The 26,206-nt window shown below is 41.4% G+C and carries 27 protein-coding genes; 13 read left to right on the forward strand and 14 right to left on the reverse strand.

The genetic code is table 11. The features are described from left to right. Positions 1 to 197: 197 nt before the first annotated feature. Positions 198 to 782: a PAP/fibrillin family protein gene (locus tag A3775_RS09230; RefSeq protein WP_066376712.1), complete on the reverse strand. Its 585-nt coding sequence runs from the start codon at positions 780 to 782 to the stop codon at positions 198 to 200. 242 nt (positions 783 to 1,024) lie between these two features. On the opposite strand from A3775_RS09230, the gene A3775_RS09235 reads away from it, so the two are divergent. The 4 genes from A3775_RS09235 (at position 1,025) to A3775_RS09250 (ending at position 4,031) form a co-directional block, all read left to right on the forward strand. After that, positions 1,025 to 1,261, forward strand: coding sequence for a DUF3134 domain-containing protein (locus A3775_RS09235; RefSeq protein WP_066376714.1), 237 nt, complete (start codon positions 1,025 to 1,027; stop codon positions 1,259 to 1,261). Between the two features lie 75 nt (positions 1,262 to 1,336). Further along, positions 1,337 to 2,446, forward strand: a complete 1,110-nt coding sequence (gene mraY, locus A3775_RS09240; protein WP_066376718.1) for a phospho-N-acetylmuramoyl-pentapeptide-transferase — start codon at positions 1,337 to 1,339, stop codon at positions 2,444 to 2,446. 252 nt (positions 2,447 to 2,698) lie between these two features. Continuing rightward, the gene (locus A3775_RS09245; RefSeq protein ID WP_066424673.1) at positions 2,699 to 3,451 is read left to right on the forward strand and encodes a D-Ala-D-Ala carboxypeptidase family metallohydrolase; all 753 of its coding nucleotides are present in this window, start codon (positions 2,699 to 2,701) and stop codon (positions 3,449 to 3,451) included. Positions 3,452 to 3,599: 148 nt separating this feature from the next. Further along, positions 3,600 to 4,031, forward strand: coding sequence for a COG3650 family protein (locus A3775_RS09250; RefSeq protein WP_066376721.1), 432 nt, complete (start codon positions 3,600 to 3,602; stop codon positions 4,029 to 4,031). Positions 4,032 to 4,152: 121 nt separating this feature from the next. Here A3775_RS09250 and A3775_RS09255 read toward each other — a convergent pair whose 3' ends face one another. The 4 genes from A3775_RS09255 to A3775_RS09270 all read right to left on the reverse strand — a co-directional run bounded on the left by A3775_RS09255 (position 4,153) and on the right by A3775_RS09270 (position 7,036). Then, positions 4,153 to 4,668 (reverse strand): molybdenum cofactor biosynthesis protein B, encoded by a 516-nt coding sequence (locus A3775_RS09255; RefSeq protein WP_066376723.1) that lies wholly within the window; start codon positions 4,666 to 4,668, stop codon positions 4,153 to 4,155. A gap of 180 nt (positions 4,669 to 4,848) precedes the next feature. Beyond that, positions 4,849 to 5,184: a photosystem II reaction center protein Psb28 gene (psb28, locus tag A3775_RS09260; RefSeq protein WP_066376725.1), complete on the reverse strand. Its 336-nt coding sequence runs from the start codon at positions 5,182 to 5,184 to the stop codon at positions 4,849 to 4,851. A gap of 165 nt (positions 5,185 to 5,349) precedes the next feature. Beyond that, on the reverse strand, positions 5,350 to 5,793 hold the full coding sequence (gene dtd, locus A3775_RS09265) for a D-aminoacyl-tRNA deacylase (RefSeq protein WP_066376910.1): 444 nt from the start codon (positions 5,791 to 5,793) through the stop codon (positions 5,350 to 5,352). 94 nt (positions 5,794 to 5,887) lie between these two features. Continuing rightward, a complete protein-coding gene (locus A3775_RS09270; protein WP_066376726.1) occupies positions 5,888 to 7,036 on the reverse strand; it encodes a GTP-binding protein in 1,149 nt (382 codons plus the stop codon). A 208-nt stretch (positions 7,037 to 7,244) separates the two neighbouring features. Here A3775_RS09270 and cysS point away from each other — a divergent pair, with 208 nt between their 5' ends. The 4 genes from cysS to A3775_RS09290 all read left to right on the forward strand — a co-directional run bounded on the left by cysS (position 7,245) and on the right by A3775_RS09290 (position 12,026). Then, positions 7,245 to 8,705, forward strand: a complete 1,461-nt coding sequence (cysS, locus tag A3775_RS09275) for a cysteine--tRNA ligase (RefSeq protein ID WP_066376728.1) — start codon at positions 7,245 to 7,247, stop codon at positions 8,703 to 8,705. Between the two features lie 35 nt (positions 8,706 to 8,740). Further along, positions 8,741 to 9,028, forward strand: a complete 288-nt coding sequence (locus A3775_RS09280) for a four helix bundle protein (RefSeq protein ID WP_339373684.1) — start codon at positions 8,741 to 8,743, stop codon at positions 9,026 to 9,028. Between the two features lie 116 nt (positions 9,029 to 9,144). Then, on the forward strand, positions 9,145 to 10,584 hold the full coding sequence (locus tag A3775_RS09285; protein WP_066376730.1) for a TldD/PmbA family protein: 1,440 nt from the start codon (positions 9,145 to 9,147) through the stop codon (positions 10,582 to 10,584). Positions 10,585 to 10,682: 98 nt separating this feature from the next. Continuing rightward, positions 10,683 to 12,026 carry a TldD/PmbA family protein gene (locus A3775_RS09290; protein WP_066376731.1) on the forward strand — a complete coding sequence of 448 codons (1,344 nt, stop codon included), beginning with the start codon at positions 10,683 to 10,685 and terminating at the stop codon, positions 12,024 to 12,026. 208 nt (positions 12,027 to 12,234) lie between these two features. Here the strand turns inward: A3775_RS09290 and A3775_RS09295 are convergent, their stop codons facing one another. Genes A3775_RS09295 through coaD form a run of 4 tightly spaced genes read right to left on the reverse strand, consistent with a single transcriptional unit; the run spans position 12,235 to position 14,127 of the window. Then, on the reverse strand, positions 12,235 to 12,654 hold the full coding sequence (locus A3775_RS09295; RefSeq protein WP_066376732.1) for a PIN domain-containing protein: 420 nt from the start codon (positions 12,652 to 12,654) through the stop codon (positions 12,235 to 12,237). Next, positions 12,651 to 12,935 carry a hypothetical protein gene (locus A3775_RS09300; RefSeq protein ID WP_066376733.1) on the reverse strand — a complete coding sequence of 95 codons (285 nt, stop codon included), beginning with the start codon at positions 12,933 to 12,935 and terminating at the stop codon, positions 12,651 to 12,653. The genes A3775_RS09295 and A3775_RS09300 overlap by 4 nt, the downstream gene beginning before the upstream one ends. Positions 12,936 to 12,979: 44 nt before the next feature. After that, positions 12,980 to 13,666 carry a DivIVA domain-containing protein gene (locus A3775_RS23505; protein ID WP_082803707.1) on the reverse strand — a complete coding sequence of 229 codons (687 nt, stop codon included), beginning with the start codon at positions 13,664 to 13,666 and terminating at the stop codon, positions 12,980 to 12,982. Further along, entirely contained in the window at positions 13,558 to 14,127 is a 570-nt protein-coding gene (coaD, locus tag A3775_RS09310; protein WP_066376734.1) for a pantetheine-phosphate adenylyltransferase, read from the reverse strand. Before coaD ends, A3775_RS23505 begins: the two co-directional genes overlap by 109 nt. Positions 14,128 to 14,333: 206 nt before the next feature. Between coaD and lgt the strand changes: the two genes are divergently transcribed. From lgt to rlmN, 5 genes are all read left to right on the forward strand, one after another. After that, positions 14,334 to 15,191 carry a prolipoprotein diacylglyceryl transferase gene (gene lgt, locus A3775_RS09315; protein ID WP_066376736.1) on the forward strand — a complete coding sequence of 286 codons (858 nt, stop codon included), beginning with the start codon at positions 14,334 to 14,336 and terminating at the stop codon, positions 15,189 to 15,191. A 302-nt stretch (positions 15,192 to 15,493) separates the two neighbouring features. After that, positions 15,494 to 16,279 (forward strand): precorrin-4 C(11)-methyltransferase, encoded by a 786-nt coding sequence (gene cobM / locus A3775_RS09320; RefSeq protein WP_066424675.1) that lies wholly within the window; start codon positions 15,494 to 15,496, stop codon positions 16,277 to 16,279. A 157-nt stretch (positions 16,280 to 16,436) separates the two neighbouring features. Then, positions 16,437 to 16,790 (forward strand): phenylpyruvate tautomerase MIF-related protein, encoded by a 354-nt coding sequence (locus A3775_RS09325; RefSeq protein WP_066376741.1) that lies wholly within the window; start codon positions 16,437 to 16,439, stop codon positions 16,788 to 16,790. Between the two features lie 655 nt (positions 16,791 to 17,445). Beyond that, positions 17,446 to 19,119: a GMC oxidoreductase gene (locus tag A3775_RS09330; RefSeq protein WP_066424679.1), complete on the forward strand. Its 1,674-nt coding sequence runs from the start codon at positions 17,446 to 17,448 to the stop codon at positions 19,117 to 19,119. A gap of 100 nt (positions 19,120 to 19,219) precedes the next feature. Next, complete coding sequence (gene rlmN, locus A3775_RS09335; RefSeq protein WP_066376744.1) at positions 19,220 to 20,296, forward strand: 23S rRNA (adenine(2503)-C(2))-methyltransferase RlmN; 1,077 nt, start codon at positions 19,220 to 19,222, stop codon at positions 20,294 to 20,296. A gap of 60 nt (positions 20,297 to 20,356) precedes the next feature. Here rlmN and A3775_RS09340 read toward each other — a convergent pair whose 3' ends face one another. The 5 genes from A3775_RS09340 to A3775_RS09360 all read right to left on the reverse strand — a co-directional run bounded on the left by A3775_RS09340 (position 20,357) and on the right by A3775_RS09360 (position 26,088). Then, a complete protein-coding gene (locus A3775_RS09340; protein ID WP_066376746.1) occupies positions 20,357 to 20,545 on the reverse strand; it encodes a replication restart DNA helicase PriA in 189 nt (62 codons plus the stop codon). A 727-nt stretch (positions 20,546 to 21,272) separates the two neighbouring features. Next, positions 21,273 to 23,156 (reverse strand): excinuclease ABC subunit UvrC, encoded by a 1,884-nt coding sequence (gene uvrC, locus A3775_RS09345; protein ID WP_066424786.1) that lies wholly within the window; start codon positions 23,154 to 23,156, stop codon positions 21,273 to 21,275. 147 nt (positions 23,157 to 23,303) lie between these two features. After that, entirely contained in the window at positions 23,304 to 24,083 is a 780-nt protein-coding gene (locus A3775_RS09350) for a hypothetical protein (protein WP_066424682.1), read from the reverse strand. Positions 24,084 to 24,111: 28 nt separating this feature from the next. After that, positions 24,112 to 25,293 carry a M20 family metallopeptidase gene (locus A3775_RS09355; protein WP_066424684.1) on the reverse strand — a complete coding sequence of 394 codons (1,182 nt, stop codon included), beginning with the start codon at positions 25,291 to 25,293 and terminating at the stop codon, positions 24,112 to 24,114. A gap of 201 nt (positions 25,294 to 25,494) precedes the next feature. Then, a complete protein-coding gene (locus A3775_RS09360; RefSeq protein ID WP_066424686.1) occupies positions 25,495 to 26,088 on the reverse strand; it encodes a Uma2 family endonuclease in 594 nt (197 codons plus the stop codon). Positions 26,089 to 26,206: the final 118 nt, after the last annotated feature.

The raw sequence follows: 26,206 nt of genomic DNA on the forward strand, positions 1-26,206 counted from the left end.
CTCCCCCATCTCCCTCATCTTCCCCTGCCCCCTAATCCCCTGCCCCCAGTCCCCAATCCCCAGTCCCCACCTACCAATCTCTACCTTTAGTTGCTGTTATGTCCCAAATCACAAACTATAGTATGGTGTCAAAACCATCTTGACAAAGCGTCAATGATCGAATAAGTTCGTTCGCAAATACATTTTTGAGAAAAATATTATGTTTTGCTTAAAACAAACACGCTACCCTCGTTACCCCTGCCAATCCGCAAATTTTCATCAAGATAGGTGATGTCCAACCAGCCTTGTTGTGTATCACTATTGATAGGTACATCCAAAGCCATAAATTTTTTCCCTGAGCTAATTTGTTGGATAAAATTCTCTGGAGAAGTGTATCCTATTAATCGTTGTAAGCCGACGATAGAACGCTGAAATTTGACTTGGATACGCCGTTCGGAAACAGGATCAAATTGAGCAGCTACACTAACTAATCCTTCAAGATAAGGTAAGCCATAAATTTCGGCGATGTTGTAGACGCTCTTGGTTTCTACCCGAATACACTGATAAATTTGACCAAGTTTATATACAGGTAGGCGATCTATGTTCAAGAGAGCCTTACTGGTTGTATAGAGTAATCGCCAATTGCCTTCTAGCAAGTTGGTAGCTTCTAATGGACGCGGTGTAGGATTTAGGTCTTCTAAGGTGGCGATCGCCGCTAAGATAGCCTGTTTTTGCGGTTCACTAGCGAGTAAACCCCGATTAGTACCAGCGATCGCATCTAGTAGAGCTGCTTTTTTAAACATTACCTATGCCCTCAAAAACTATCAGGATTAAAGCCACATTAAGTTGATATGAATGTCTATGTATGAACCCGGAAAAATTACTCAGAATCAGTTGTTAATTCCTCTATCACTATTAAATAAAATATTTTGGTGAGCTTGCGGATTTATTCATCCCTGAGTTGAAGAAATAACTAAATTATCGCGTCTCAAGTGATAGACTTCTTAATGTCAAGTTACATAAGCTTTTTTGCCTATTAGTCGATATGTTGAATTCTCCCCTACGTGAAGAACCCAGAAATCAGCGTGCTGCTGTCATCCCCCTCAAGCAAGAATCTTCTTTATTAGATTGGTTACAAGCCAACGGTAGGCTGATTGCGCGCGATCAACTTGAACCTGACTTTCAAGATGAGGAAGAAGAAATATCAGAATTTCTCGGTGGAGATGACGGCATCGACTACCTGGATGATGACGATGACGATATCAGTCTAGATGAAGATTAGTCTTTGATGACTGGGATTGTTGAAAACGTATTCTGTTTTTTAGTTTGATTAAGTGTGGAGTGAAGGGAAGGTTTTGTGGACGCGAAATTATCTCCAAACCAAGGATTAAATGTTTCTGGCATTGGTCTGGCTTCTGGCCTAGCCGCCGGACTGGGTATAGCATCTGTAATTTTAGATAGTCTGGCAAATAGAACCCCTTGGCAGGGTATGTCACTGACTCTGCCATTGGTAATGTCTGCCCTGATATCAGCAGCTTTAGGTTACTGGGTAGTACCTACACTGCAAGCACTCAAAACTGGGCAAATTATCCGAGAGGATGGCCCCCAAGCCCATTTAAAGAAAGCTGGCACACCTACTATGGGCGGTATCTTTTTTATCCCCGTGGCTGTGCTAGTTGCTTGTGTTTGGTCTAATTTTGCCCCAGAAGTCCTTGCCGTCTCCGCGTTAACTCTCAGCTATGGTTTAATTGGCTGGATTGACGATTGGCAAATTCTCCGACGCAAGTCTAATAAAGGCATCTCTCCCCGGATGAAATTGTTATTGCAAATTAGTTTTGCTTTCGCCTTTTGTCTGTGGCTGATGTTTAATCAAACAGGCAATATTACCAATATTGCTTTACCTTGGGTGAGCTTTACTCTACCTTTGGGATTCTTATTTTGGCCTTTAGCTGGCTTTGTGCTTGTCGCCGAGAGTAATGCCACTAATTTAACTGACGGTATTGATGGTTTAGCAGCTGGAACAGTAGCGATCGCCCTGCTAGCATTAGGTACTATAGTTGCTCCTACTTCCCTAGGATTAATGATTTTCTGTGCTGCCTTAAGTGGTAGCTGTTTAGGTTTCTTAGCACATAACCACAACCCAGCCCGTGTGTTTATGGGGGATACTGGTTCTCTGGCTTTAGGTGGGGCTTTAGCAGCCGTAGCATTGTTAACTAACACCTTAGTAGCCTTGTTTATTCTCAGTGGCATCTTCTTTGTAGAAACCCTATCTGTAATGGCACAGGTAAGTTATTACAAAGCCACAAAAGGCCCCGATGGTAAAGGTAAACGTCTGTTTAAAATGGCTCCTCTACATCATCATTTAGAGTTATCTGGATGGTCAGAGTTGCAAGTAGTGCGCGTATTTTATATCATCGCCGCTATCTTAGCCGCAATTTGTTTAGCGATGACCTCCGGTCGGGCGTAGCTCATCGCGCCGGTTTAAATCTTTTTTAAAAAACCATAACACCATAACCCCGCTTTCTGGAAGAAGGTGGGGTTATTCTATTGAGTTTTTGATCACCTATCAACCATTCTCTATCCTCATAGTAAGTTAAAGTAATATCGAACACTTTACTAAACGTGTTTGAAGAAGGTTAAATATGATACTATCTGATGCAAATAGCAAACAACTTGACAAGACTGTTAATTTACGTCAGTTTAAGATTTGTAATCATATATGACTTCTAACATCAAATCCCTATCTGAGTTTATTCAAGCAACCGCGCCCACGATTTCCATCATTGATTGTTCTCCAGAACTGATTAAAGAAATACAAGAAATCCTGAAGATAGAGGTAGACGGTATTGTAGGCCCGATCACCAAACAAGCTTTTGCAGACTTCAAAGAAGATAATCAACTAGAGTTCCCTTTGCTCCTGGGAGTAACTACGGCTAAGGAGTTGCTAGAGTTCAAAGGCAAGGAAGAGACGGCAAGTAAAACTAATGACAGTAGTAACTCACAACCCAAACTCAATTTAGATGCGGGGAAACGTACTGGAAAGTCAATGAAACTTCCCAATGGTGAGGTAGTTTATGAGAACCAATACATTGTCGAAGGTATACCTTTAACTTGGGGTGAAGCCACTAAGGGCTGTACTCGCATTCCTACTATTTCTGAATATGTACAGAATGCAGTTAGACTGGCTAAAGTTTGGGGAGAAGTCAGAGAGAAGTTCGGCTCACCTATCATCATTACTTCCGGCTACCGTCCACCCCAGGTAAACAAAGCAGTTGGCGGTGTTCGCAACAGCCAACATCTCTACTTCCGTGCGCTGGATATGCAACCCATGAACGGTGACTTCAAAAAACTGTGGGAAGTGTTAAAAGATTCTCAGTTTGTCGGCTTGGGAGATGCCGTTTTTATGGGACGTAATAAGGGATTCTTCCACGGTGATATTCGTCCAGGTAAAAGAGCAATATTTCCTTACTAAGAGGCTGTCAGCTTCTCGTAAGGAAACAAGAACAGAAGGGGCTGCTTGCAAAGTAGGCGCAAACCGCAAAACATAATTTTTCCGATTCTTTCTTAAGAAATCGTCTGTCAATACATTGGATCTATTCATAGAGTTAACCAATGAACAGATGAAAAGATTAATTGCGCCAATATTGTTAATGGGAATTAGCACCAGTTTATTAACAAGCAGTCCCAGCAATGCTAACAATAGTAATTTATTAGTGGCTCAAGCTAACAATAGAAGCAGGAATACAGAAGAGTTTATTGTCAGTGGAACAGAACCATTTTGGAGTGTAAAAATTAGTAAAAAAGGTATTATCTACTCCACACCAGAAACTCGCCAAACCTTCCCCTATGTCGCGCCGTTAACAGCATCCGGTCGTCCAGTGGACTTAGTAAGAGTTTATCGATTCAGAGGTAGAAACAATACAACTAATACACTGGTGATGAAAAAAGTAGAATCCTGTAGTGATGGGATGTCTGATATCAAATATCCCTACTCAGCTATATTTATTATGGGTAATACTGTTTTAGAAGGTTGCGGTAGACCAAATAAATAGTCGTCATTAGTCATTAGTCATTAGTCATTAGTGGTTAGTCGTTAGCTTTTCCCCTCTGCTCCCCTGCTCCCTCCGCTTTCTCCGCTTCCTCCGCTCCCTCTGCTCCCCCACTCGCCACTCCCTACTCCCTGATTGATTTCCGTATTTGACTAACCAAATGAGTCAGTTCTGGTAAAATTAATTTTTCCATGCCCAATCGCACTGCATTGCTAGAACCAGGTAGAGAAAAAATGAGTTTCTGTTGATACACACCTGCCACAGCACGAGAGGCGATCGCACGAGAACCGATTTCTTGATAACTTAAAAATCTAAACAACTCCCCAAACCCAGGCAAAGTTTTTTCTAACAACTTCTCAATAGCATCATAGGTAGTATCTCTAGGTGCTATCCCTGTACCACCATTAAAAATCACAACATCCAAATTCGCTTTTTGACAGAGTAATTTTATCTGTTGTTGAATCTGCGCTGGTTCATCTTGAATAATTGCATAATCTGCCACAGTGTGGTTAGCAGCAGCTAGCAACTGCTGGATAATTTTACCGCTTTTGTCTGTCTCTGGGGTACGCGTGTCGCTGACGGTAACAACCGCGCAAGTTACCATCATTCCCGGCGCATCTGGATGGGGTTGTGATGTCATGAGATGAAAAAGGGAATCGAGAATAGGGGAGCAGAGGAGGCAGAGGAAGCAGAGGAAGCAGAGGGGCAGGGGAGCAAGGGAGCAAGGGAGATTTTTCCCCACAATTCTTTAATGTAAGAATTTTGAATTTTTTTGAATTGATATATGCCCAATGCCCAATGCCCAATCCCCAAGGACTACTTAAGCTTTACTAAATCCTAAACCGTTTTCTTCAGCGTATCGTTCCATGAAGCGCATAAAACGATCCCATTCTTGTGCGGATTTCATCAAGTAAACTGCTTCAATCGCTTCTGGTTTACCGTTAATAAATTTACCCTTAACCTCACGGGTGACTATTTCCCCTTCTTCGTCAATTAGGTACATTCCGGTGACTTCTTCCGTGCTACCTTCAGCCCAAATTGTAGGATTTGTAAAAATAAACGTTGCTGTACCACTGTCACCACTGCGCGATCGCGTTAAACGTACCTCTGGAATTACTTCTTCGTTAAGTCCCCTGGAAAACTGGATTTTTGCCATGATCAATCAACTTAAACTTTTGTAATCATTAGTTTAATATTGTCTCATCATTTGGTGGAGATTGGGGATTGGGGACTGGGGACTGGGAGCAGAGGGGAAAAGCTAACAACTAACGACTAATGACTAAGGACTAATAACTAAGGACTAATGACTAATGACTCATGACTATCTTTCTAGTATTAATGTTACGGGGCCGTCATTTTCGATGCTGACTTGCATCATTGCACCGAATTTACCTGTTTCTACTTTTAAACCGCTAGTTCTTAACTTTGCTACAAAACTGTGATATAATTCTTCAGCTTGCGAAGGATTCGCGGAACGGTCAAAGGAAGGACGGCGACCTTTGCGACAATCACCGTAAAGGGTAAATTGGCTAACTACCAACAACTCACCAGCAATCTCTTGCACAGATTTTTGCCACCTGTCACCACCCTCTGCATCAGGAAACAGGCGTAACTCTAAACATTTACGCGCCATCCAGTCGAGTTCTGCATCTGTGTCTGTATCAGCAATACCGACAAGTAAATTTAATCCTCGTTCTATTTTGCCGACAATTTCACCGTTAACACTAACTTGAGATGATTTCACTCGCTGGATAATTACGCGCATAATATTCATTTTTTCTTAAACATCAGCCATTAGTCAATTTAATCATCAATGACTAATGACTAATGACTAATGACTAATGACTAATGACTAATAACTATTTCCCAAACCCTTTACCTCGGTTAGTGGAAGGAAGACACAGACAGTTTTCTAATTGACTGAGTAAAGTTTCCCGATCTAAATTTTGCCCAATTAGCACGATCTGATTTTTGGGTTCACCTTTCCACTCGTCATCATCTAGGGTGAACCGTTTACCGCACAGGTGGAAAATATGACGTTTAGGACTTTCGTCAAACCACATAATCCCCTTGGCGCGGAAGATATTTGTAGGTAGCTGGTTGTCTAGAAAATATTGAAACTTGCGAATTGAGAAGGGTTTATCACTTTGGAAAGATATGGAGGTAAAACCATCATTTTCTAAGTGATCAGAATGATGGTGGTGATGGTGGTCATGGTCGTGATGGTCATGACCGCAGGTAGAATGATCATGATCATGGTCGTGATGGTCATGACCGCAGGTAGAATGATCATGATCATGGTCGTGATGGTCATGATCATGATGTGAGTGATCATGCTCATCAACAGTGTCAAAATATTTGTCAGATTCAAACAGTCCGACACTGAGAATTAAAGGTAAAGAAACTTGCGATCGCGTAGTTCTTAAAATCCTTGCTCCTTCCTTCACCTCGTTAATTTTTCTTTCCAAATCATCTAATTGCGCTTCATCAACCAAATCTGCCTTATTCAAAATAATCACATCACCGTAGGCAATTTGACTGTAAGCTGCTTGAGAGTTGAATAAATCTAAGCTGTAATTCGCTGCATCTACTACCGTAATAATCGAATCTAACCGGGTTAAATCCCTAAGTTCTGTCCCCAAAAAAGTTAAAGCTACGGGTAGAGGGTCTGCTAGTCCTGTTGTTTCTACAACTAAATAATCTAGCTTTTCTTCCCGTTCCAAAACCTTGTATACAGCATCGACTAAATCATTATTAATAGTGCAGCAGATACAACCATTACTGAGTTCCACCATATTCTCATCAGTGGAAACAATTAACTCGTTGTCAATGCCAATTTCACCAAATTCATTGACTAAAACGGCAGTTTTTAAACCTTGTTGATTACTGAGAATATGGTTAAGTAAAGTTGTTTTGCCACTACCGAGAAATCCAGTAATAATCGTGACTGGCATTCCTTGCTTGGGGGCATCCATTGGTTGAGAATTAGAAGTAACTGCTGATTGCATAATACTGTGCGCGAAAAATTAGATAATCCGAGACAAGTTAAAAAGTTGCTAGGGAAGTCAAAAGTCTCAAGAGTTGTATTTTGGGCTTTTGTACTGCTTTAAATGGTAGTTGTATTGCTGCCGGGATGTACTAGCATAGGGATGCTGGAGAATTATTCCTCCGGCTTTACCCTATTATTGCGTATCTCTATTTCAAAGTTACTGTGTTATGACCCTAACTATTTACAATACCCTCTCCCGTCGTCAAGAACCGTTTGAAACCGTAGAACCAAACAAGGTTAAGATGTATTGCTGCGGTGTTACAGTTTATGACTACTGCCATTTGGGTCATGCACGTTCTTACATCGTTTGGGATACGATTCGCCGTTATTTGCTCTGGCGAGGTTTTGAGGTATCCTACATCCAAAATTTTACCGATATTGACGATAAAATTCTCAACCGCGCCAAAGAACAAGGTTCAACGATGGAAGCGGTATCTAACCGCTTTATTGATGCTTATTTTGAAGATATCCGCCGTTTAAATGTGATGGATGCGGATGAGTATCCCCGCGTCACTGAACATATTCCCGAAATTCATCAACTGATTCAGACTTTAGAACAAAAAGGTCTAGCTTACGCAGTCGGTGGTGATGTTTATTACCGTGTTGAACGCTTTCCTGAGTATGGTAAACTCTCTGGGAGAGAACTAGAACAAATGCAAGCTGGTGCTAGCGGACGGTTAGACACAGAAGAATCAGAAAGTAAAAAGCAACACCCCTTTGATTTTGCTTTATGGAAGAAAGCAAAACCAGGAGAACCGGCGTGGAATTCGCCTTGGGGTCAAGGTCGTCCGGGATGGCACATAGAATGCTCGGCCATGATACGCTCTAAGTTAGGGGAAACCATTGATATTCATGGTGGTGGTGGTGATTTGATTTTTCCTCACCATGAAAATGAAATTGCTCAGTCAGAAGCAGCTATGAATCAACCATTGGCGCGTTATTGGACACATAACGGCATGGTAATGGTGAATGGTCAAAAAATGTCGAAATCATTGGGTAATTTCATCACCATTAGAGAATTGTTAGATGGTGTGGGGAATTGGCAAGGTGAGCCAGTTAACCCAATGGCTGTAAGATTGTTTGTGTTACAGGCACATTACCGCAAACCTTTAGATTTTACAGCAGAGGCGATCGCAACTGCTGAGAATAGCTGGAAAACCCTAAAAGAAGGGTTACTCTTTGGCTATCAATACGGCGAAAAACTAGGATGGGGTACAGAATCATCAATTATTCCCGAACTTGCCGCCCGCTTTCAAGAATTAGGCGATGATGATTTTAATTTCCCTGGTGGTTTAGCCGTGTTGTTTGAATTAGCTAAAGAATTGCGCCGGGAAGGTAATATTTTAGTGCATGAGGGAAGTACCAAAACCCCAGCCGATGAACTGCACCGTCAATGGTACACCCTGGTGACGTTAGCTCAAGTCTTAGGTTTAGAAGCCACCCCAGATGATGAAACCCTGACACAAGCGGGTTTGAGTGATGCAGAAATCGAGGATTTAATTGAGCAAAGACAAGCAGCGAGAAAAGCTAAGAACTTTGCCGAAAGCGATCGCATCCGCAACGAATTACAAGCTCAAGGTATAACTTTAATAGATAGCCCTCAAGGTACACGTTGGCATAGGAGTTAAATTGAAAATTCAAAATTCAAAATTCAAAATTCAAAATGATGAGTCACAATAAAGCGATTACTGATAGAACCTTTGAGTTTGCCATTCGGATTATTAATCTATGCAAGGTGCTGGATGAAAGTCCAGGCGTAGTAAGAACTATTTCTAAGCAGTTGCTTCGTTCTGGAACTTCTATTGGAGCAAATGTTGAAGAATCTCAAGCGGCTCAGAGTACAGCAGATTTTGTCAATAAGCTAGAAATTGCACTGAAAGAGGGGAGGGAAACCAGATATTGGCTTAGACTTCTAATTGCTACTGAATTGATTCCAGAAAACCGACTATGAGCAATTTTGGGCGAAACCAACGAATTAATCAAGATAATTGCAGCAATAGTCGTCAAAACCAAACAAAATAATTCAAAATAATTTTGAATTTTGCATTTTGAATTTTGAATTGTATTATGTGGTCAGAATTAACAAAAGCGATCGCTAGTTTTAAAATACCTGCTGATTGGATCGGTATTCGAGTTGTTAAAGAAACTGCTGCTAACCATTATGTCCGTGATGGTTTGCCCCAATCAAACGGCAAATCAACCACAATGGGAGCAATGCTAGAAGTATTAGTTAACGGCTGTATCGGTTATGCAGCCACTAATTCTTTAGAATTGCCATCTCTACAAGCGGCGGCAGAAATGGCGTATAAGCAAGCACTCGCATCTAGTCAGTGGCGAATTTACCCTTTTCGGGAAACAGAACGTCCGAAAGTTGTAGGTGAATATAACTCCCCATTTTTACAACCATTAGATGCGCTGTGTCCAGGGGAAATTAATGATTTATTGGTGCGAATTTGTCAGACATTAAAAGTTAGCGACAAAATTGTGCAAACTACAGCCAACATCAGCACGAATCAAAAAGAAAGTTGGTTTGCAAGTAGCAATGGTTCTGAGATATATCAAAAGATATTATCTTTAGGAACTCATTATGGAGCGATCGCACAAGATGGGGCAGTAGTCCAACAACGCAGTAATAACGGTTGGCAAGCACATTGTTATCAAGGCGGCATGGAACTGTTACAAAAAGATAATTTATGGCGACAGGTGCAGAAAATTGGGGAACAAGCCCTAGAATTGTTAACCGCCGCAGAATGTCCCACCACCCGCACCAATTTAGTCTTAGCACCCGACCAAATGATGCTACAAATTCATGAAAGTGTCGGACATCCTTTAGAAATTGACCGCATCTTAGGAGATGAACGCAACTACGCCGGAGGTAGCTTTGTCACCGCCAACGACTTTGGTAAATTAGTCTACGGTTCGCCCTTGATGAATATTACCTTTGACCCCACCGTTGAAGGTGAATATGCCAGTTATGGTTTTGATGATACAGGAGCGATCGCCCAACGAGAATATTTAATCAAAGAAGGTGTATTACAAAGAGGTTTAGGCAGTTTAGAAAGTCAAGCTAGAGCCGGAATTCCTGGGGTAGCTTGCGCCCGTGCATCCTCTTGGAACCGCGCCCCAATTGACCGCATGGCAAACTTAAACTTAGAACCAGGAAACGCCAGTTTTGACCAGATGATTAGTAACATAGAACATGGCGTATACATGGAATCTAACCGTTCTTGGTCAATTGATGATCGCCGTTATAAATTTCAATTTGGCTGTGAGTATGCCAAATTAATAGAAAATGGTAAACTTACCAAAACCCTGCGTAACCCTAACTATCGAGCCACCACCCCAGAATTTTGGCACAGCTTAATTCAAGTCGGGAATGACTCCAACTGGGAAATGTACGGTACACCTTACTGTGGGAAAGGCGAACCCAACCAAGCCATTTGGGTAGGACATGGTTCACCAGTTTGTGTATTCGCTAACGTCGAAGTCTTTGGCGGAGGAAGTTAAAAATTCAAAATAGTATAGTTCGTAGTTGTGTAGGTTGGGTTGACGCAAGGAAACCCAACATTAATTAAATACATTTTTTATGTCCATTATTCTTAATTATGAACCAAGAACTATCCACATTAGAAGTTAGTTTTAATCAAATATTAGAAACACTGCTGACTAAAAAAGCAGAAAATGAACAATTCACCATCAAATTAAAATGTGAACGCAGTCAATTTACTCGCTTTAATAATGCCAAAGTTCGGCAAACTGGCTATGTAGCTGATGGTTGGGTTGAATTAACTCTGTTTGCAAATCAGCGCAGTAGTTTTCGACAGTTCCCATTTACAGGAAACTGGGAAACAGACTGGAAAGCTGCATACAATGCCTTGCAAGAATTAAGGGATGAACTGCCTGTATTACCAGTTGATCCATACATCGTTTTACCATCAGGAAATCATACCAGTCGAGAAGTCAAGACAGGTAACTTATTAACACCAGATGTATTAGTAACAAGCATATTAGAACCAGTTCAAGAATTAGATTTTACTGGAATATATGCCGGGGGGATAGTCATTAGAGCTTATGGTGATTCTAGTGGACAAATACATTGGTTTGCCACCGATTATTTTACTTTAGACTATTCTTTATTTATTGCCTCTGGACAAGCAGTTAAAGGAATATTTGCTGGTAGTAATTGGGATGCAGCAGCTTATGAGAATAAAATCAGCGAAGCTAAACAACAACTGAAATTACTATCAAGTAAACCGAAAGAATTACCAAGGGGACAATACAAAACTTACTTTGCACCAGCCGCCGTTGCTGATTTGTTGGGGATGTTATCTTGGGGTGCTGTGAGTGAAGCAGATATCCAACAAGGTAATAGTGCTTTAGGCATTTTATCAAGACAAGAAAAACAATTGTCGGCTGCATTTAGTATGAAAGAAAATTTTCAACGGGGGTTAGTACCGCGATTTAATGAATTGGGAGAAATAGCAGCACCAGAACTACCAATAATAGAAAATGGTAGATTAGTAAATACCTTAATTAATTCTCGCACGGCGAAAGAATATCAAAAAACTGCCAATGGTGCGAATAGTTCAGAAACTTTACGTGCGCCAGAAATTAGTCAAGGTAACTTAGGTTATGAGCAAATTCTATCTAGTTTAGACACAGGGTTGTATGTATCGAATTTGCATTACTTAAATTGGAGCGATCGCCCAACTGGTAGAATTACAGGAATGACCCGTTACGCTTGTTTTTGGGTAGAAAACGGTGAAATTATCGCACCCATAGAAAACCTGCGCTTTGATGAAAGCCTCTATCGTTTTTGGGGAGAGAACTTAGTAGACTTCACCAACTTTCAAGAGTTCATTCCAGAAGTGGGGACATACGAAAGCCGTCAACTAGGAGGTAGTTTAGTTCCTGGAATGTTAGTCAACGATTTTACATATACATTGTAAATCTCGTAGAGTGTGTTACGGCTATGTCAAAATTTGAGCGTTGGCGAAACTCAAAATTAGCCGTAACGCACCGCATAATTTTGGTGTATGATGACTTACTTTAATTAAAAGTTTGTAGTAAGGACTTTAGTCCTTCTTTTCAATATATTTACAAAAAAGTTTTACGCCAATTTTCAAAAGACCTAACAAAACTTTCACCTGAAATATTTTATGGCGTATTTGTCAATTCTTGAATTAATTGCTCAGGTGTGAGAATTCGAGGAGTAGTCACAGGAAAATCTCCAAGGTTGCGAGTAACAATAGCATCTAATTGATTAATTACCGCAGTGCTGTATTGAATAGCGTCTTCAAAGTCTCTAAAATTAGCGTTTAACGCCATGTTGATTGTGTTGCTATCTACAGTAGCAATACGGCAGAAAGTGACTAACTGTTTTAGATAAGTCGCAGCCCACTCTCGACCCCTTGGTCGGCGGATAATGTAATATAAATCACTAAAAATCGAAGCAGAAACATAACCTTCAATTGCTCCTTCCTCAACCATTACCAAAACTTGTTCGCTGGCTGCTAGAAAAGGTTCACGTTCAAGAGCATCATCAAGAATAACATTAGTGTCTAACAGAACTCTCACAGATTATGCTTCTCCTTTAATGCTTCCCATCTCGCTGCATCAGCATCAAAGTCAGGTGGAACAGGAAGAGCATTTTCAAATAAACCTGCAAATGCTTTTACTTTAGATTTCCGTTTTGGCTTATCTGCTTGTGGTTCGGTAGAGGCTGCTGTAGAACTTTCTGTAGATGCAATGGGTTGCAAAATAATAACTTCTACAATTCCGGGAGAAATATTGAGAGGTTGGTCAATAATTAAATGACCAGATTCATCAATTTTGGCGTAGAGTTTGTAGGCTTGCATATTGGTTTTCCTGCTTTATATATAATTCGATGATAACTATTGATTTACTTGTGTCTTTGATAATGTGAATTTTGCTGTGATTGCCTATCCACTCTGATTTGTTGTCGTCCGTTGGTGATAATTCGTAACATATCTTTTAAATCTTGTTCGATACCTTCCAAGACACGATCAGCGTATTCATCAGCACCAGTTTCAATTTCTTGAGCTTGAGCGATCGCAGTTTGTCGCATTTCTTCTAATTCTTGTTGACAAGCCCGCCGCTTCTGCTCAATTTCTGCCAGAGTTTCTTTCATCATCGCGTCACACTCTTGCTGCACTTGACGGCGCAGTTGTTCCGCGTCTTTTTCAGCTTGCCTGATGATATCGCTCTCCGCTAAAATTTGCGCTCTTTTGGCTACAGCCGCATCAACAAGCTGTTGTCCATATTCTTCCGCTTCTAAGAGAATTTCATCTTTTTGTGCCAAAATAACGGCAGCTTCCTGAAAAATGGACGGTAAAGAAACTCTGATGAAATCTAGCTGTTCTAATAATTTTTCTTCATCGACTAATGTGCGTCCTGTCAGGGGGATGCGAAAACTAGACAGGATAATTTCCTCTAAGCGATCAAATTCCTGCTGAATATCTACCCCCCCTGTTTGGGTATTTTCTCCAGGGGAGTTTCCGTTGACGTACTCTGGGGGATAGCTTCCGTTGTGATTGGGTTCGCTATTGGATAGTTTTGGTTGTAGCATTTGTATATATCTAAGGCAATGTGCGGGGGGACAAGATGATCGACAGAACCACCAAATCTGGCGATTTCTTTTACTACACTACTACTTAAAAAACTATACTCATTTGATGTTGCTAAAAAAACTGTCTCGATTTGAGTAGAAAGTGTTTTATTAGTATGCGCCATCTGGAGTTCTACTTCAAAATCAGAAATCGCCCTCAGACCCCGTAACAACACCTGTGCTTGTCGTTTCTGGGCATAATTGACAGTTAAACCATCAAAGCTATCTACTTTGACATTAGATAGATGACTTGTAGCCAGACGAATTTGTTCTAAACGTTGCTGTACGCTAAACAGTGGTACTTTATTGGGGTTTCGCAATACAGCAACAATCACCTCATCAAACAGTCGGCTACCACGCTGAATAATGTCAACGTGTCCCAAAGTTATCGGATCGAAGCTACCCGGATAAATTGCAATCACAATCTTGGTATGTATAAAAGTTATTTGAGGTGATTATATCTAAACTGGGGGACTGGAGATTGGGGATTGGCGATTGGGGATTGGGGATTGGGTAGCAGGGGAGAAAAACTCATGACTAATGACTAACGACTATTGACTAATGACTAATGACTAATGACCATTGACTATGAACGACACTGGATCAGAATTAATCTAGGTAAATTTAGATGGTACTGGATATTTCCGCTTTGCCTTTAGCGTTTGTGTTTACTTCTCCCGGCCCGATTTTGGTGCAAATAGGGCCAATTGCTATCCGTTGGTATGGCTTACTTATCGCTTGCGCTGTACTCATCGGTGTTAGCCTTTCCCAATATTTAGCAAAACGTCGTCATGTTAATCCAGAGTTGTTGAGTGATTTATCAATTTGGTTGGTAATCAGTGCAATTCCCGCCGCACGGCTTTATTATGTTTTATTTCAGTGGTCAGAATATGCCCAAAATCCTGGACGGATTATAGCTATCTGGCAAGGTGGTATTGCCATTCATGGAGCAATTATTGGCGGGACTTTAGCGGCGTTAATTTTTGCCAAGCTCAAACGAGTTTCTTTTTGGCAACTAGCAGATTTAGTAGCTCCCTCACTGATTTTAGGACAAGCAATTGGGCGTTGGGGTAATTTCTTCAACTCTGAAGCTTTTGGTCGTCCTACCAATTTACCGTGGAAATTGTACATTCCACCAGAACGCCGTCCCCCAGAGTTAGCCAGTTTTGAATATTTCCATCCCACTTTTCTCTATGAATCGCTGTGGGATTTAATGGTGTTTGCCCTGTTGATTACTTTATTCTTTCGAGGTTTATCAGGGAAGCTACGCCTGCGGGTAGGTACATTATTTATGGTTTACTTAGTAGCCTACAGCTCAGGACGTTTTTGGATTGAAGGACTTCGCACTGATAGCTTGATGCTAGGGCCGCTACGAATTGCACAAGTTGTCAGTCTCGGTGGAATTGCTTTAGGTTTAGCTGGTTTAGCGTGGCTTTATCTGCGTCAGCGTCCTTTACCTGATGTCGTTTCTCCTAGTGAACAGTAGCGTATAGGGAATAGGGGAGTAGGGGAGATGAGGGAGATGAGGGGGATGAGGGGGATGAGGGGGATGAGGGGGATGAGGGGGATGAGGGAGCAGGGGAGAAAAGCTAATGACTAATGACTAATGACTAACGACTAATAAAAAATGCCCCAGAGTTGTCTCTAGGGCTTAACCAGGGTGCATCTACCATTTCTCTCTACTAGCCCTATAGGGTAAATCCGGAAAGATACTGAGCAAATTCCTAAAAAATTTTTGGAAATGGTGATATTTACAAGTAATTACGCAAGCTTATTAAAAATGTTCGTATGAAAGATTATCAAAATTCCATAGCAGCTGCTGTTTATATTGTGGGTGCAGGCCCTGGAGATCCAGATTTACTGACGCTCAAAGCTCAAAAACTGCTAGCTGTGGCAGATGTAATTTTATTCGCTGATTCCCTGATTCCTGAACAGCTTTTGCAGTTTTGTCGGGAAGATGCGGAAATTATTCGCACGGCTGATAAAACTTTAGAAGAGATTCTACCTTTAATGGTTGAACGAGTGCGATCGCAGCATAAATCTGTAGTTCGTCTCCAGTCAGGTGATCCTAGTCTCTACAGTGCTATGCACGAGCAAATACAGCTTCTAACTGAGGCTAATATCCCGTTTGAAGTCATTCCCGGTATTAGTGCTTTTCAAGCCGCAGCCGCTACGCTAAAAGTAGAGTTAACTGTCCCTAGCTTAGTGCAGACTATCATCCTCACGCGCATCAGTGGACGAACAGAAGTACCAGCACGGGAAGAATTAGCTTCTTTAGCCGCCCATCAAGCTAGTTTGTGTTTATATCTGAGTGCGCGTCATGTAGAAACAGCACAAGCCAAATTACTGGAACATTACCCAGCAGATACCCCCGTAGCAATTTGTTTTCGCATAGGATGGCCGGATGAAAAAATTAAGGTTGTACCTCTCAAGCAAATGGCAGACTGTACCCAACAAGAAAATCTGATTCGTACCACACTTTATGTAATTAGTCCAGCATTATCACAAACTAACGGGCGATCGCGTCTCTATCATCCTGAGTATAGTCGCTTATTTCGCCAAGGTGGGGATTAGGGATGAGGGGGATGAGGAGGAAAAACTAATGACTAATGACTAATGACTAATGACTAATGACTAATGACTAATGACTAATGACTAATGACTAATATCTTCTTGCATCATCAACTTGGGTTAATATTAAATTTTGAATTTTGAATTTTGAATTGATATTATGCCTCTAATTAAAGTACAAACTTCTGTGTCTGCACCTGCAAAAGCTGAAATTGAGACAATGTTAAAAAGTCTCTCAGCTAAGTTAGCCAATCATCTGGGAAAGCCAGAATCTTATGTGATGACTGCTTTTGAAGCGGAAATTCCTATGACTTTTGCTGGGACTACAGAACCAGTTTGTTATATCGAAATTAAGAGTATTGGCACAATGAACCCTAATCAAACTAAGGCGATGAGTCAGGATTTTTGCCAACAGATTAATCAAACTCTGGGAGTGCCACAAAATCGTATTTATATTGAGTTTGCAGATGCTAAGGGTGCAATGTGGGGTTGGAATGGTTCAACTTTTGGTTGAACTGGTTTGTAGTAAGGTCTTTAGTCCTTTCTACACCAGCCTAGGCATATATAATCAGGTCTAAAGTACGGGCGGGTTAAAGGAGTAAATATCTGGGTAGAAGGAATTATTCATAAACCCGCCCCTTACTACGAATTTTAAAACAGATTTCATTAAAAATATTTAAATATTTAATCAAGTAATTAATCATAAAAAGCTTCAATTTTTAAGTTTTCATTAAAAGCTATATTTATGAATTTCAATAAATAATTATTTATTTATACAAAATAAATTTGCAGTAGGCATTAAACAAGCTTTGTTTTTAGATGTTTTTACCTACATTGAATTTTTGATTATGTAACATAACTAACTTTTTTTATGTAACTTAAATAACTGCAAATTTATCTTTATCAAAAAAACTACTGAATCAAGCCTCAAGAACAATCATGAAGTATATAGTCATCCTGATTAAGTTGTGCCATATTCATTTCTATTGAGTTAAGGACAGAAGGTACTTGAACTAATATCTAGCACCCAGGCTAAAACCATATTGACTGAGGAGACTAGCTGATCAACTCAGTTGACTAGGTTTTGTGGAAATTTGTGCGTGAAAGATAGAAGTTATCTAAAAGTCCCGTCTCAAAAAAAAATTAGGTTGGGCAAAGGTAATTATTTCATGTTAATCGACGCACGTACACTACCTGAAGATGAAACCATTGAAACTGAAGTTTGCATTGTTGGCACTGGGCCGGCAGGTATCACTTTAGCTCGTGAATTATCAGGTGCAGACTTTCGGGTTTGTTTATTAGAAAGTGGTGGACTAGATTTTGATCAGAAGACTCAATCACTGGCTCTAGGTGAAAGTGTTAATAATATGTTTGACACATTAGAATCTCAACGTTGTTTCCAGTTTGGTGGAACTGCAAACTATTGGAAGGTTCGCATAGGTAACAATGAAATTGGTGTGAGACACGTACCACTAGACAAAATTGATTTTGAAAAGCGTGATTGGCTTCCTTATAGTGGTTGGCCGTTTGATAAATCTCACCTTGATCCTTTCTATGAACGCGCGCAAGCAGTTTGTAAACTCGGAGCTTTTGCCTATGATGCTGCCAGTTGGGAAGATGCTGATACGCCTCAACTACCATTTTCTAGTAATGTCACTACTACTATGTTTCAGTTTGGGCCTCGTGCTGTGTTTACCCATGAGTACCGGGAAGTAATTCAGAAATCTAGTAATATTACTACCTATCTCCATGCGAATTTAATGGAAATTGAAACAGATGTAACAGCCAAAAATGTCACTCGTTTACGAGTAGCCTGTTTGTCAGGAAAAGAATTCTGGGTTTGTGCTAAAGTTGTGATTCTGGCTACAGGTGGTATAGAAACGACACGTTTACTATTACTATCTAACAAGGTTCAAAAAACTGGTCTAGGTAATCAAAATGATCTAGTGGGTAGATTCTTTATGGATCATTCTCTAGTTAACTGTGGTCATTTGATTCCTACTAATCGAGATGTTTTTAAGAAGACAGCTTTATATGATTTGCGGCGAGTTAATAACATCCCTGTCATGGGCAAGTTAGCTCTATCAGAAAATGTGATGCAGCGCGAAAAATTACTAAATATTAGTACATTATTATTACCGGTTCCGCAACTATATCAATTAAAAGCAGCAAATTCACTCAAGAAATTGCTGTCATCAATCTATGATCCACAAGTTTATCAAAACATTTTCCAGCACTTGGGTAATGTTGTTATGGGTCTTGACTATATCTTACCTGCTGCTTACGGAGCAATTACTAAACAGCAACCTTTTATTCCTAGTCTTCCTTGGGGTGGTTGGTCATATATTCCAGGGAAGGAAAAGCGATTTGCTGGGTTTGAACTATTTCAATTAACTGAACAAGTACCTGATCCAGAAAATCGGATCACATTGACAGGCGATCGCGATGCTCTCGGTCGTCAGCGAGTTAAGTTAAACTGGCGTTGGCATGATATTGATATCGACCACATCAAGAGAACACAGGAAATCTTAAAACAAGAAATTGCGCTGGCTGGCATCGGTGAGTTACAAATTGCACGAGATGGCAATTTACCAAAATTAATCCATCCCGGTTTACATCATCATCTGGGAACAACACGCATGAATGACGATCCAAAACAGGGTGTTGTAGATCGCAATTGTCAAGTTCACGGCGTTTCTAACCTATTCGTCGCCAGTAGTTCTGTTTTTCCCACAGGCGGTTATGCTAACCCCACACTCACCATTGTCGCTTTAGCTATTCGGCTAGCTGATCATGTGAAAACAGTGATGGCGAAGAAGAATGAAGTCGCTATAGGGGTGTAGGGGGATGAGGGAGAATATTTTACCCAGTCCCCAGTCCCCAGTCCCCAACTCGATGTGAAAGTTGTACCATAGAGATTCAGCATCAACATTGTGATTTTCTATGTCTGCTACGCCTCTTGTTTCTCCGGTTAACTCTCCCATCCCAGACACAACAACTTTAACCCCGCTACTCGGTGCTTCGGTGGCTGAGTTAACTGCTTGGGTGCAGCAGCAAGGACAACCTGCTTATCGAGGTAAGCAACTCCATGATTGGATTTATCACAAGGGAGTGCGATCGCTTGCTGATATTTCTGTTTTCCCGAAACAATGGCGTGCTACAGTTGCAGATGTTCCCATCGGACGTTCTCAAATTCACTACCGGGCTGTTGCACCAGATGGTACTGTGAAGTATCTGTTACAACTCGCTGATGGGCAGATTGTCGAAACCGTTGGTATTCCCACAGACAAGCGGTTAACTGTCTGCGTCTCTACCCAGGTGGGTTGTCCAATGGCGTGTGATTTCTGCGCTACTGGTAAAGGTGGTTACAAACGCAATTTAGGCAGACATGAAATTGTTGATCAAGTCTTAACTGTACAAGAGGATTTTCAACAACGGGTGAGTCATGTAGTATTCATGGGCATGGGTGAACCGTTGTTAAATACTGAGAATGTTTTAGCTGCAATTAAATGTTTGAATCAAGATGTGGGTATTGGACAGCGATCGCTGACTGTTTCTACTGTAGGCATCCGCGATCGCATCCGTCAATTAGCCGAAGAACATTTACAAGTTACCCTAGCTGTTAGTCTCCACGCTCCAAATCAAGCCCTACGTGAGCAAATTATCCCCAGCGCACACCCTTATCCAATTGAAGATTTGCTGACAGAATGTCGGGAATATGTAGCCATTACCGGAAGGCGGATTTCTTTTGAATATATCTTGCTAGCTGGTGTCAACGATTTACCAGAACACGCTTTAGAATTAGCAAAACGTCTGCGGGGATTTCAAAGTCATGTGAATTTAATCCCCTACAACCCCATCCAAGAAGTTGATTACAAACGCCCAAACCGCGATCGCATTCAAGCTTTTGTCACAGTTCTCAAACAACAAAACATTGCTGTGAGTGTGCGTTACTCCCGTGGTTTAGAAGCTGATGCAGCTTGTGGACAACTGCGAACCAGTCAAAAGTCTCAAGGGTGATAGGAACTGGAAGGGACTGGGGACTGGGTAAAAGTCCTTCTCCTCCGCTCCCTCCGCTTCCTATTTTTTTAAATGAATTGCGGCTGCATGAATTCCTGGCGCATAAGCTTCAATAACTCGCCCTGTCAGAGTACAGTTAATCATCAAATAATCACATTTGTGGCACTGTGTTCTAGTTAATTGACTATCTAAAATATAGTGACGTTCAGCTTCACTGCCACAGTTTGGGCAGTAAATTTTATGTACCATTGTTTTGACCCCGGTTGTAATTATCTTGATTAAGAAAGAATTGCTAAATGTAGCCAGAAAATATTATATTAATAGAGAAAAATATCAACAGCTAGATGTATAGCTGTTTATTTTCAAGCAGGTTTTAGATTTGCAAATTGTACGAGATTCTTGTTTATTATCTTAATGTTCAGGTGCTTTTACCATCCTACTGGAGATATAAGAATTAATATTTTATGTCAAATTTCTTAGAATATGACTGATCCCAATAGCCAGTCCTTTGAGACAAGTTTATTAACAGTCATTTTCAAGAAACTTAAAAGCTATCTTTTTATTCAAATCTTAACAGCAGTGAATTACTGTAGCCTTGGTAACAAAAAAAGTTTTCTTAAGGTTTGGTTAATGTTTCCCAAATTCAACCCTCTGCTAAAACTGCCAAGACTATTGATTCCTAAGCTAATCAGCATTTAAGTTGCATAAAGCCAGGGTTGAAGCCCTTAATACAAGCGATTCAGTCTGGAAAAATGAATGACGATTAGCTTAGTATTGGCTAACCTAGAGATTGGTAATGGCTAGATAACTTTTGGGACTTCCAAATAAAAAACATCCAAAATGTAGGGTGCGTCAGTACGAGAAACCCTAGCTATACCAAGAAAATATTCATCCTGACGCACCCTACTAACAGTCAATTTGGATAATTTATTTTTTGGTGTTCCCTTGTCTAGAAGTATTAATCATAGACAATCTGTCAACTATCTGAAGGATGAAAATAATCGTAGATGGTTTGAGCCAACTTCGCCCCAATACCGGGAACTTCAGCGATTTGTGCGGGTGTGGCTTGTCGGAGATAGTCAACGGAACGAAAATATGCTAAAAGTTGTTTTTGGCGATGATGTCCTAAACCGGGAATTTCATCTAAGCGCGATCGCTTGAGTTGATCACTGCGTTGTTGACGATGGAAACTCACTGCAAATCTATGCGCTTCATCCCGCAGTCTTCGCAACAACTGTACTCCTGGTTGTTCGCTATCAGTTGCTAAAGGTGTTGACTCTCCTGGTAAAAAAATCTCCTCGCGTCGCTTGGCTAAACTAACAACTCGCAACTCTTCTAATAAATTCATCTCTTGCAAAACCGCAACCACCGCCGATAATTGACCCTTACCGCCATCTATCATAATTAAATCAGGCCAGTCAGGATTATCTACTCTTGGTAATTGTGAATCTTCCGCATACTTGCGAAAGCGTCGCTGAATCACTTCGGCTAAACTGGCAAAATCATCTGAGTGTCCTGTGGTGACTGTGGGATTTTTAATCTTATAGTGGCGATAATGTTGCTTGGCGGGTATTCCATCGATAAACACGACTTGAGAAGCTACCGCATTAGAACCTTGAATGTGAGAAATATCATAACCTTCGATGCGGTGCGGTAAGTCGGGTAAGTCGAGAATTGTGGCTAAATCTTGCAAAGCTTGGTGATTGCGATCGCCCAATTTTTGCATTCTTTGTAATTCATATTGGGCATTGCGTTCTACCATCTCAATTAATTCTGCCTTAGTTTGACGCTGAGGAGCTAAAATTGTGACTTTTCTACCCTTGCGTTGCGTCAAAGCTGCTGCTAATATTTCCCCATCAGGTAAATCATGCTGTACCAAAATCTCGGCGGGAATTTCCACAGAATCAGCAGTTTGATAATGTTCTTCTAATACCCGTTGTAAAATTGCGCCTGGTTCAGCTTGAGATTCCGCAACAAATGCTAAACGTCCCACCAACTGCCCAGCGCGAATCTGAAATAATTGTATACAGGCGTGTTGGGTATCAGCAGCTAGAGCGATCGCATCCCGTGAAATGGTATCATCTGGTAAAGACACCTTCTGCTGTGCGTTGAGAGAATTTAACCCCCCTATTTGATCACGAATTCGCGCCGCAGACTCAAAGTTTAACGACTCTGCGGCTTTGTGCATTTGTTCTGTTAAAATTTCGATTAGTTCCTGAGTCCGTCCTTGGAACACCATCGCAACTTTCTGCACAGTTTGACGATATTCTGTGGGTGAGATTAGCTGTTGACATACACCAGGACAGCGACCTAAATCATAATTTAAACAAGGACGGTCTTTAAACAACGGTTGAGGTCGTTGTCTTAAGGCAAATATGCGTTTCGATAAGTGTAATATTCCTCGTAATAGACCAGAATCAGTGTAAGGGCCGTAATACTTATCTTTTTCTTTTCCTAGCTGACGTTTACGGGTAATAAATATCCGGGGATAATCTTCAGACCAAGTTATACAAACATAAGGATATTTTTTATCATCTTTGAGCAGCACATTAAAATAGGGCTGATGCTGCTTGATTAAATTAGCTTCTAAAGCCAAAGCTTCCGCTTCCGTATCGGTGACAATGAACTCAATTTCTGTCACCTGCTTAACCATTGTGGCGATACGTTCAGTTTTGTTGTAACCATCGCGGAAATAGGAACGAACACGCGATCGCAACTTACGCGACTTACCTATATATATAATGCGATCGCTCCCATCGCGCATAAAATAAACACCCGGTTCTGCGGGAATTTCCGCCAGCCGAGTTTCCAGGCGTTCTGGCTCTTTATAGAGTGGTAGAATCTGAGCAGATATTGTCAAGTCGCTTCGCTCCAATTCAAAAATCAAAAGTAGGAAGGAGTGAAATATAACCTTTTCTAGTCCAATGAGGTAAAAATTTATCTGCGTTTATCTGCGTTTATCTGCGTTTAATTTTGACTGACTGTACCTCACCTGAAATTGCTATATCTAAACTAAATAAATCGTATTCGGCACAATCGGAAAGAAAGCATACTCATACCAAGCAGTCCAGATAAAACTACGAATCCAGCGATCGCGCTTTTGTGGACTTAACTCATACTCAAATGCACCACCAGAGACATCAATCGCCGATAGGTGGGAATTACAACCACAACCATGCTGATAAGTAAAACCATACTTTGAGGCGATACTCTGCACCTTCATTTGCACAGCGAACACTTTACAAGCATGAAGCATAGCATCCCAAGCACGCTTGTGAGAGATATCTCGCTTGTCAAATCTCAAAGCGCGTTCCTCAAAAATATGATCGCGATAAATTGGTGCTAAATGTACATGATAAAAACTAGCTGGGAGTTCATGACCAAACTCAGTGAACAGTTCCCAGCCAATATTTACAACTGGGATTGCATCAACAGCATCAGACCCTTCAGACTCCAAATCCTCCAAAATTGTGGCAAAATCAGGATAATTGTGAATCATGAAATCTTGAGCGTAGAACTCTAAAGTTTCTCGTCCTAATTGTCCGAATAACTGACAAAAAGCAGGTTTGAGAGGAGCGAGTTCTGGACGTTCATGAAATAAGTCAACATCACCCTGAGTTAACTTGTATAAAAACAACTGCGCCATCTCCACATAACTTTGAGGATTGGGGAGTCCAGTAGGTGCTTCTCCCTGAGCAATGTCCTGCCATATAGGAGGAAGTTGATCAACAGCAACAGCATTCTCTCCTGCTATGATGGTGACATTAGGGAATTTAAGCAGCTGCATTAGCAAATCTCCGTAGTAAGTTTGAGGCTTATTTGCGCTGAAAATACTGATAAGCAGCGTAAGCCATTGTGACAACTCCTGTGATGATAGCAGATTCATCCACTTCAAATTCTGGATGATGTAACGGATGATTAATAATGCGGTCTGGGTAGCCCACACCCAAGCGAAACATAGCACCGGGAACGTGTTCCAAATACAAAGAAAAATCTTCCGCACCGAGAGACGATTCTGGTAAAACTTGCACGCGATCGCTACTCCAAGCTTGCTCACCTGCGGATTGGAATAATTGCGTCAGTGCATAATCATTATTGACACCGGGGACACCTTGGTGATAGTTTACCTGATAACCAGCACCATAAGAATGACAGACATTAGCGACAATTCTCTCAATCCAGTTAGGCAGTTGAGTGCGGGTTTCTGGGTGGAGCGATCGCACCGTGCCTAACAACTGTACCTTATCAGCAATCACATTAGCCGCCCTACCACCGTTAATCTTCCCAATACTCAACACCACCGGACGCAGAGGGTTTTGAGTGCGACTAATAGCTTGTTGCAAAGCAGTAACCACCTGTGCAGCAATCCAAATAGCATCAACCGCTTCATGGGGACGCGCACCATGTCCAGATTCCCCAAAAATCAAAATTTCCAAATCATCAGCCGCAGCAGTCAAAGCACCGTAACGCACACCAATAGAACCAGCCGGAATAGAAGGGAAAACATGAACCCCCAAAATCGCCGAGACATTCTGCATCACACCATCGTTAATCATCCAATGTGCGCCTTGGGCAATTTCCTCAGCAGGTTGGAACAAAAACCGCACATTTCCGCCTAACTCCTCAGCAATTTGAGCAAGTATCATTGCTGTTCCCAAACCTACAGTCGTGTGGACATCATGACCGCAAGCGTGCATAACCCCTTCTACCTTAGAAGCATAATCCAACCCAGAGCATTCTTGAATCGGTAAAGCATCCATATCAGTGCGAATTGCCAAAAAATGCTCATCCTGAGTAGAACCTTTAACTTCGCCCACAACACCCGTTTTGCCAACACCCTCTTGTACACGCAAACCACTAGAAGACAAAACACCAGCCACAAAGGCAGCAGTTTGATATTCTTGACCGCTAAGTTCCGGGTGAGAATGAATATGACGACGAATCTCAATCAGACGGGGTGCTAGTTTTGCGGCTAAGTCTTTAATACGGGTCAGCATTGCTTAATATTAATGTACAGGCTTTGTTCCATGATAAGTGGGTAGTCAGAAGTAGGAAGTAGAGGTTGAGCAATACTAAACCCTCTCAATTCTCTCTGCGCCTCTGCGCGACGGACACTTTGCTCAAGTCGGCAAAGCCGCCCACGCAAGTGTCCTCCTCTGCGTGAGAACTCATTAATTTACTCACCAAAGCCCGAAAACCTATGGATTAATAATCAAACTTAAATCCAGAACAAACCCAGGTAAAACATCTTCCCCAGAAACTTGCGGAGGTTGTTCAAAAGAGAAATTAATCGTTTCCACCGCCACACCAGGGCGATAAATTTCCACCAACGGCGTGTAAGGATCTAACAACCAACCCAAACGCGCCCCATTATCCCGATACTCCTGCATTTTAGCCCGTAAAGCCTTTAAAGAATCGGTTTCAGAACGCAATTCAATCACAAAATCAGGACAAAGTGGCGGAAAACGCCGCCTTTGTTCAGCCGTCAAAGCTTCCCACCGTTCCAACTTCACCCAAGCCGCATCCGGGGAACGAAAAGCACCATTAGGTAAGCGAAACTCAGTAGAGGAGTCAAACACTTTTCCTAGATTGACTTGTTCATTCCAATTGTAAAGTTTAGCCGTTAAACCAGAATTTCTAATGCCGCTTTCGCCGCCAGTAGGTGGCATAATAATTAACTCTCCTTCTGCGGTAAGTTCGATGCGCCATTTGTCATTGGCGATGCAAAGTTGATAAAACTGCTCATCGGTTAAACCTACGGCTGGTGGTATGTGGAGGGTGACAGTTTCCATAAGTATTTTGCCAATAGGGTTTATTTTATTATTGCTTACCCCTCCGATTTGAGCGTTCAGCGTTCGCGTAGCATCTCGCACAGAAGGCTTAAGCTTCTGGAGGAAGACGCTACGCGAA

The organism is Anabaena sp. 4-3 (genome assembly GCF_001597745.1).
In the GTDB taxonomy this organism is placed as follows: Bacteria; Cyanobacteriota; Cyanobacteriia; order Cyanobacteriales; family Nostocaceae; genus Trichormus.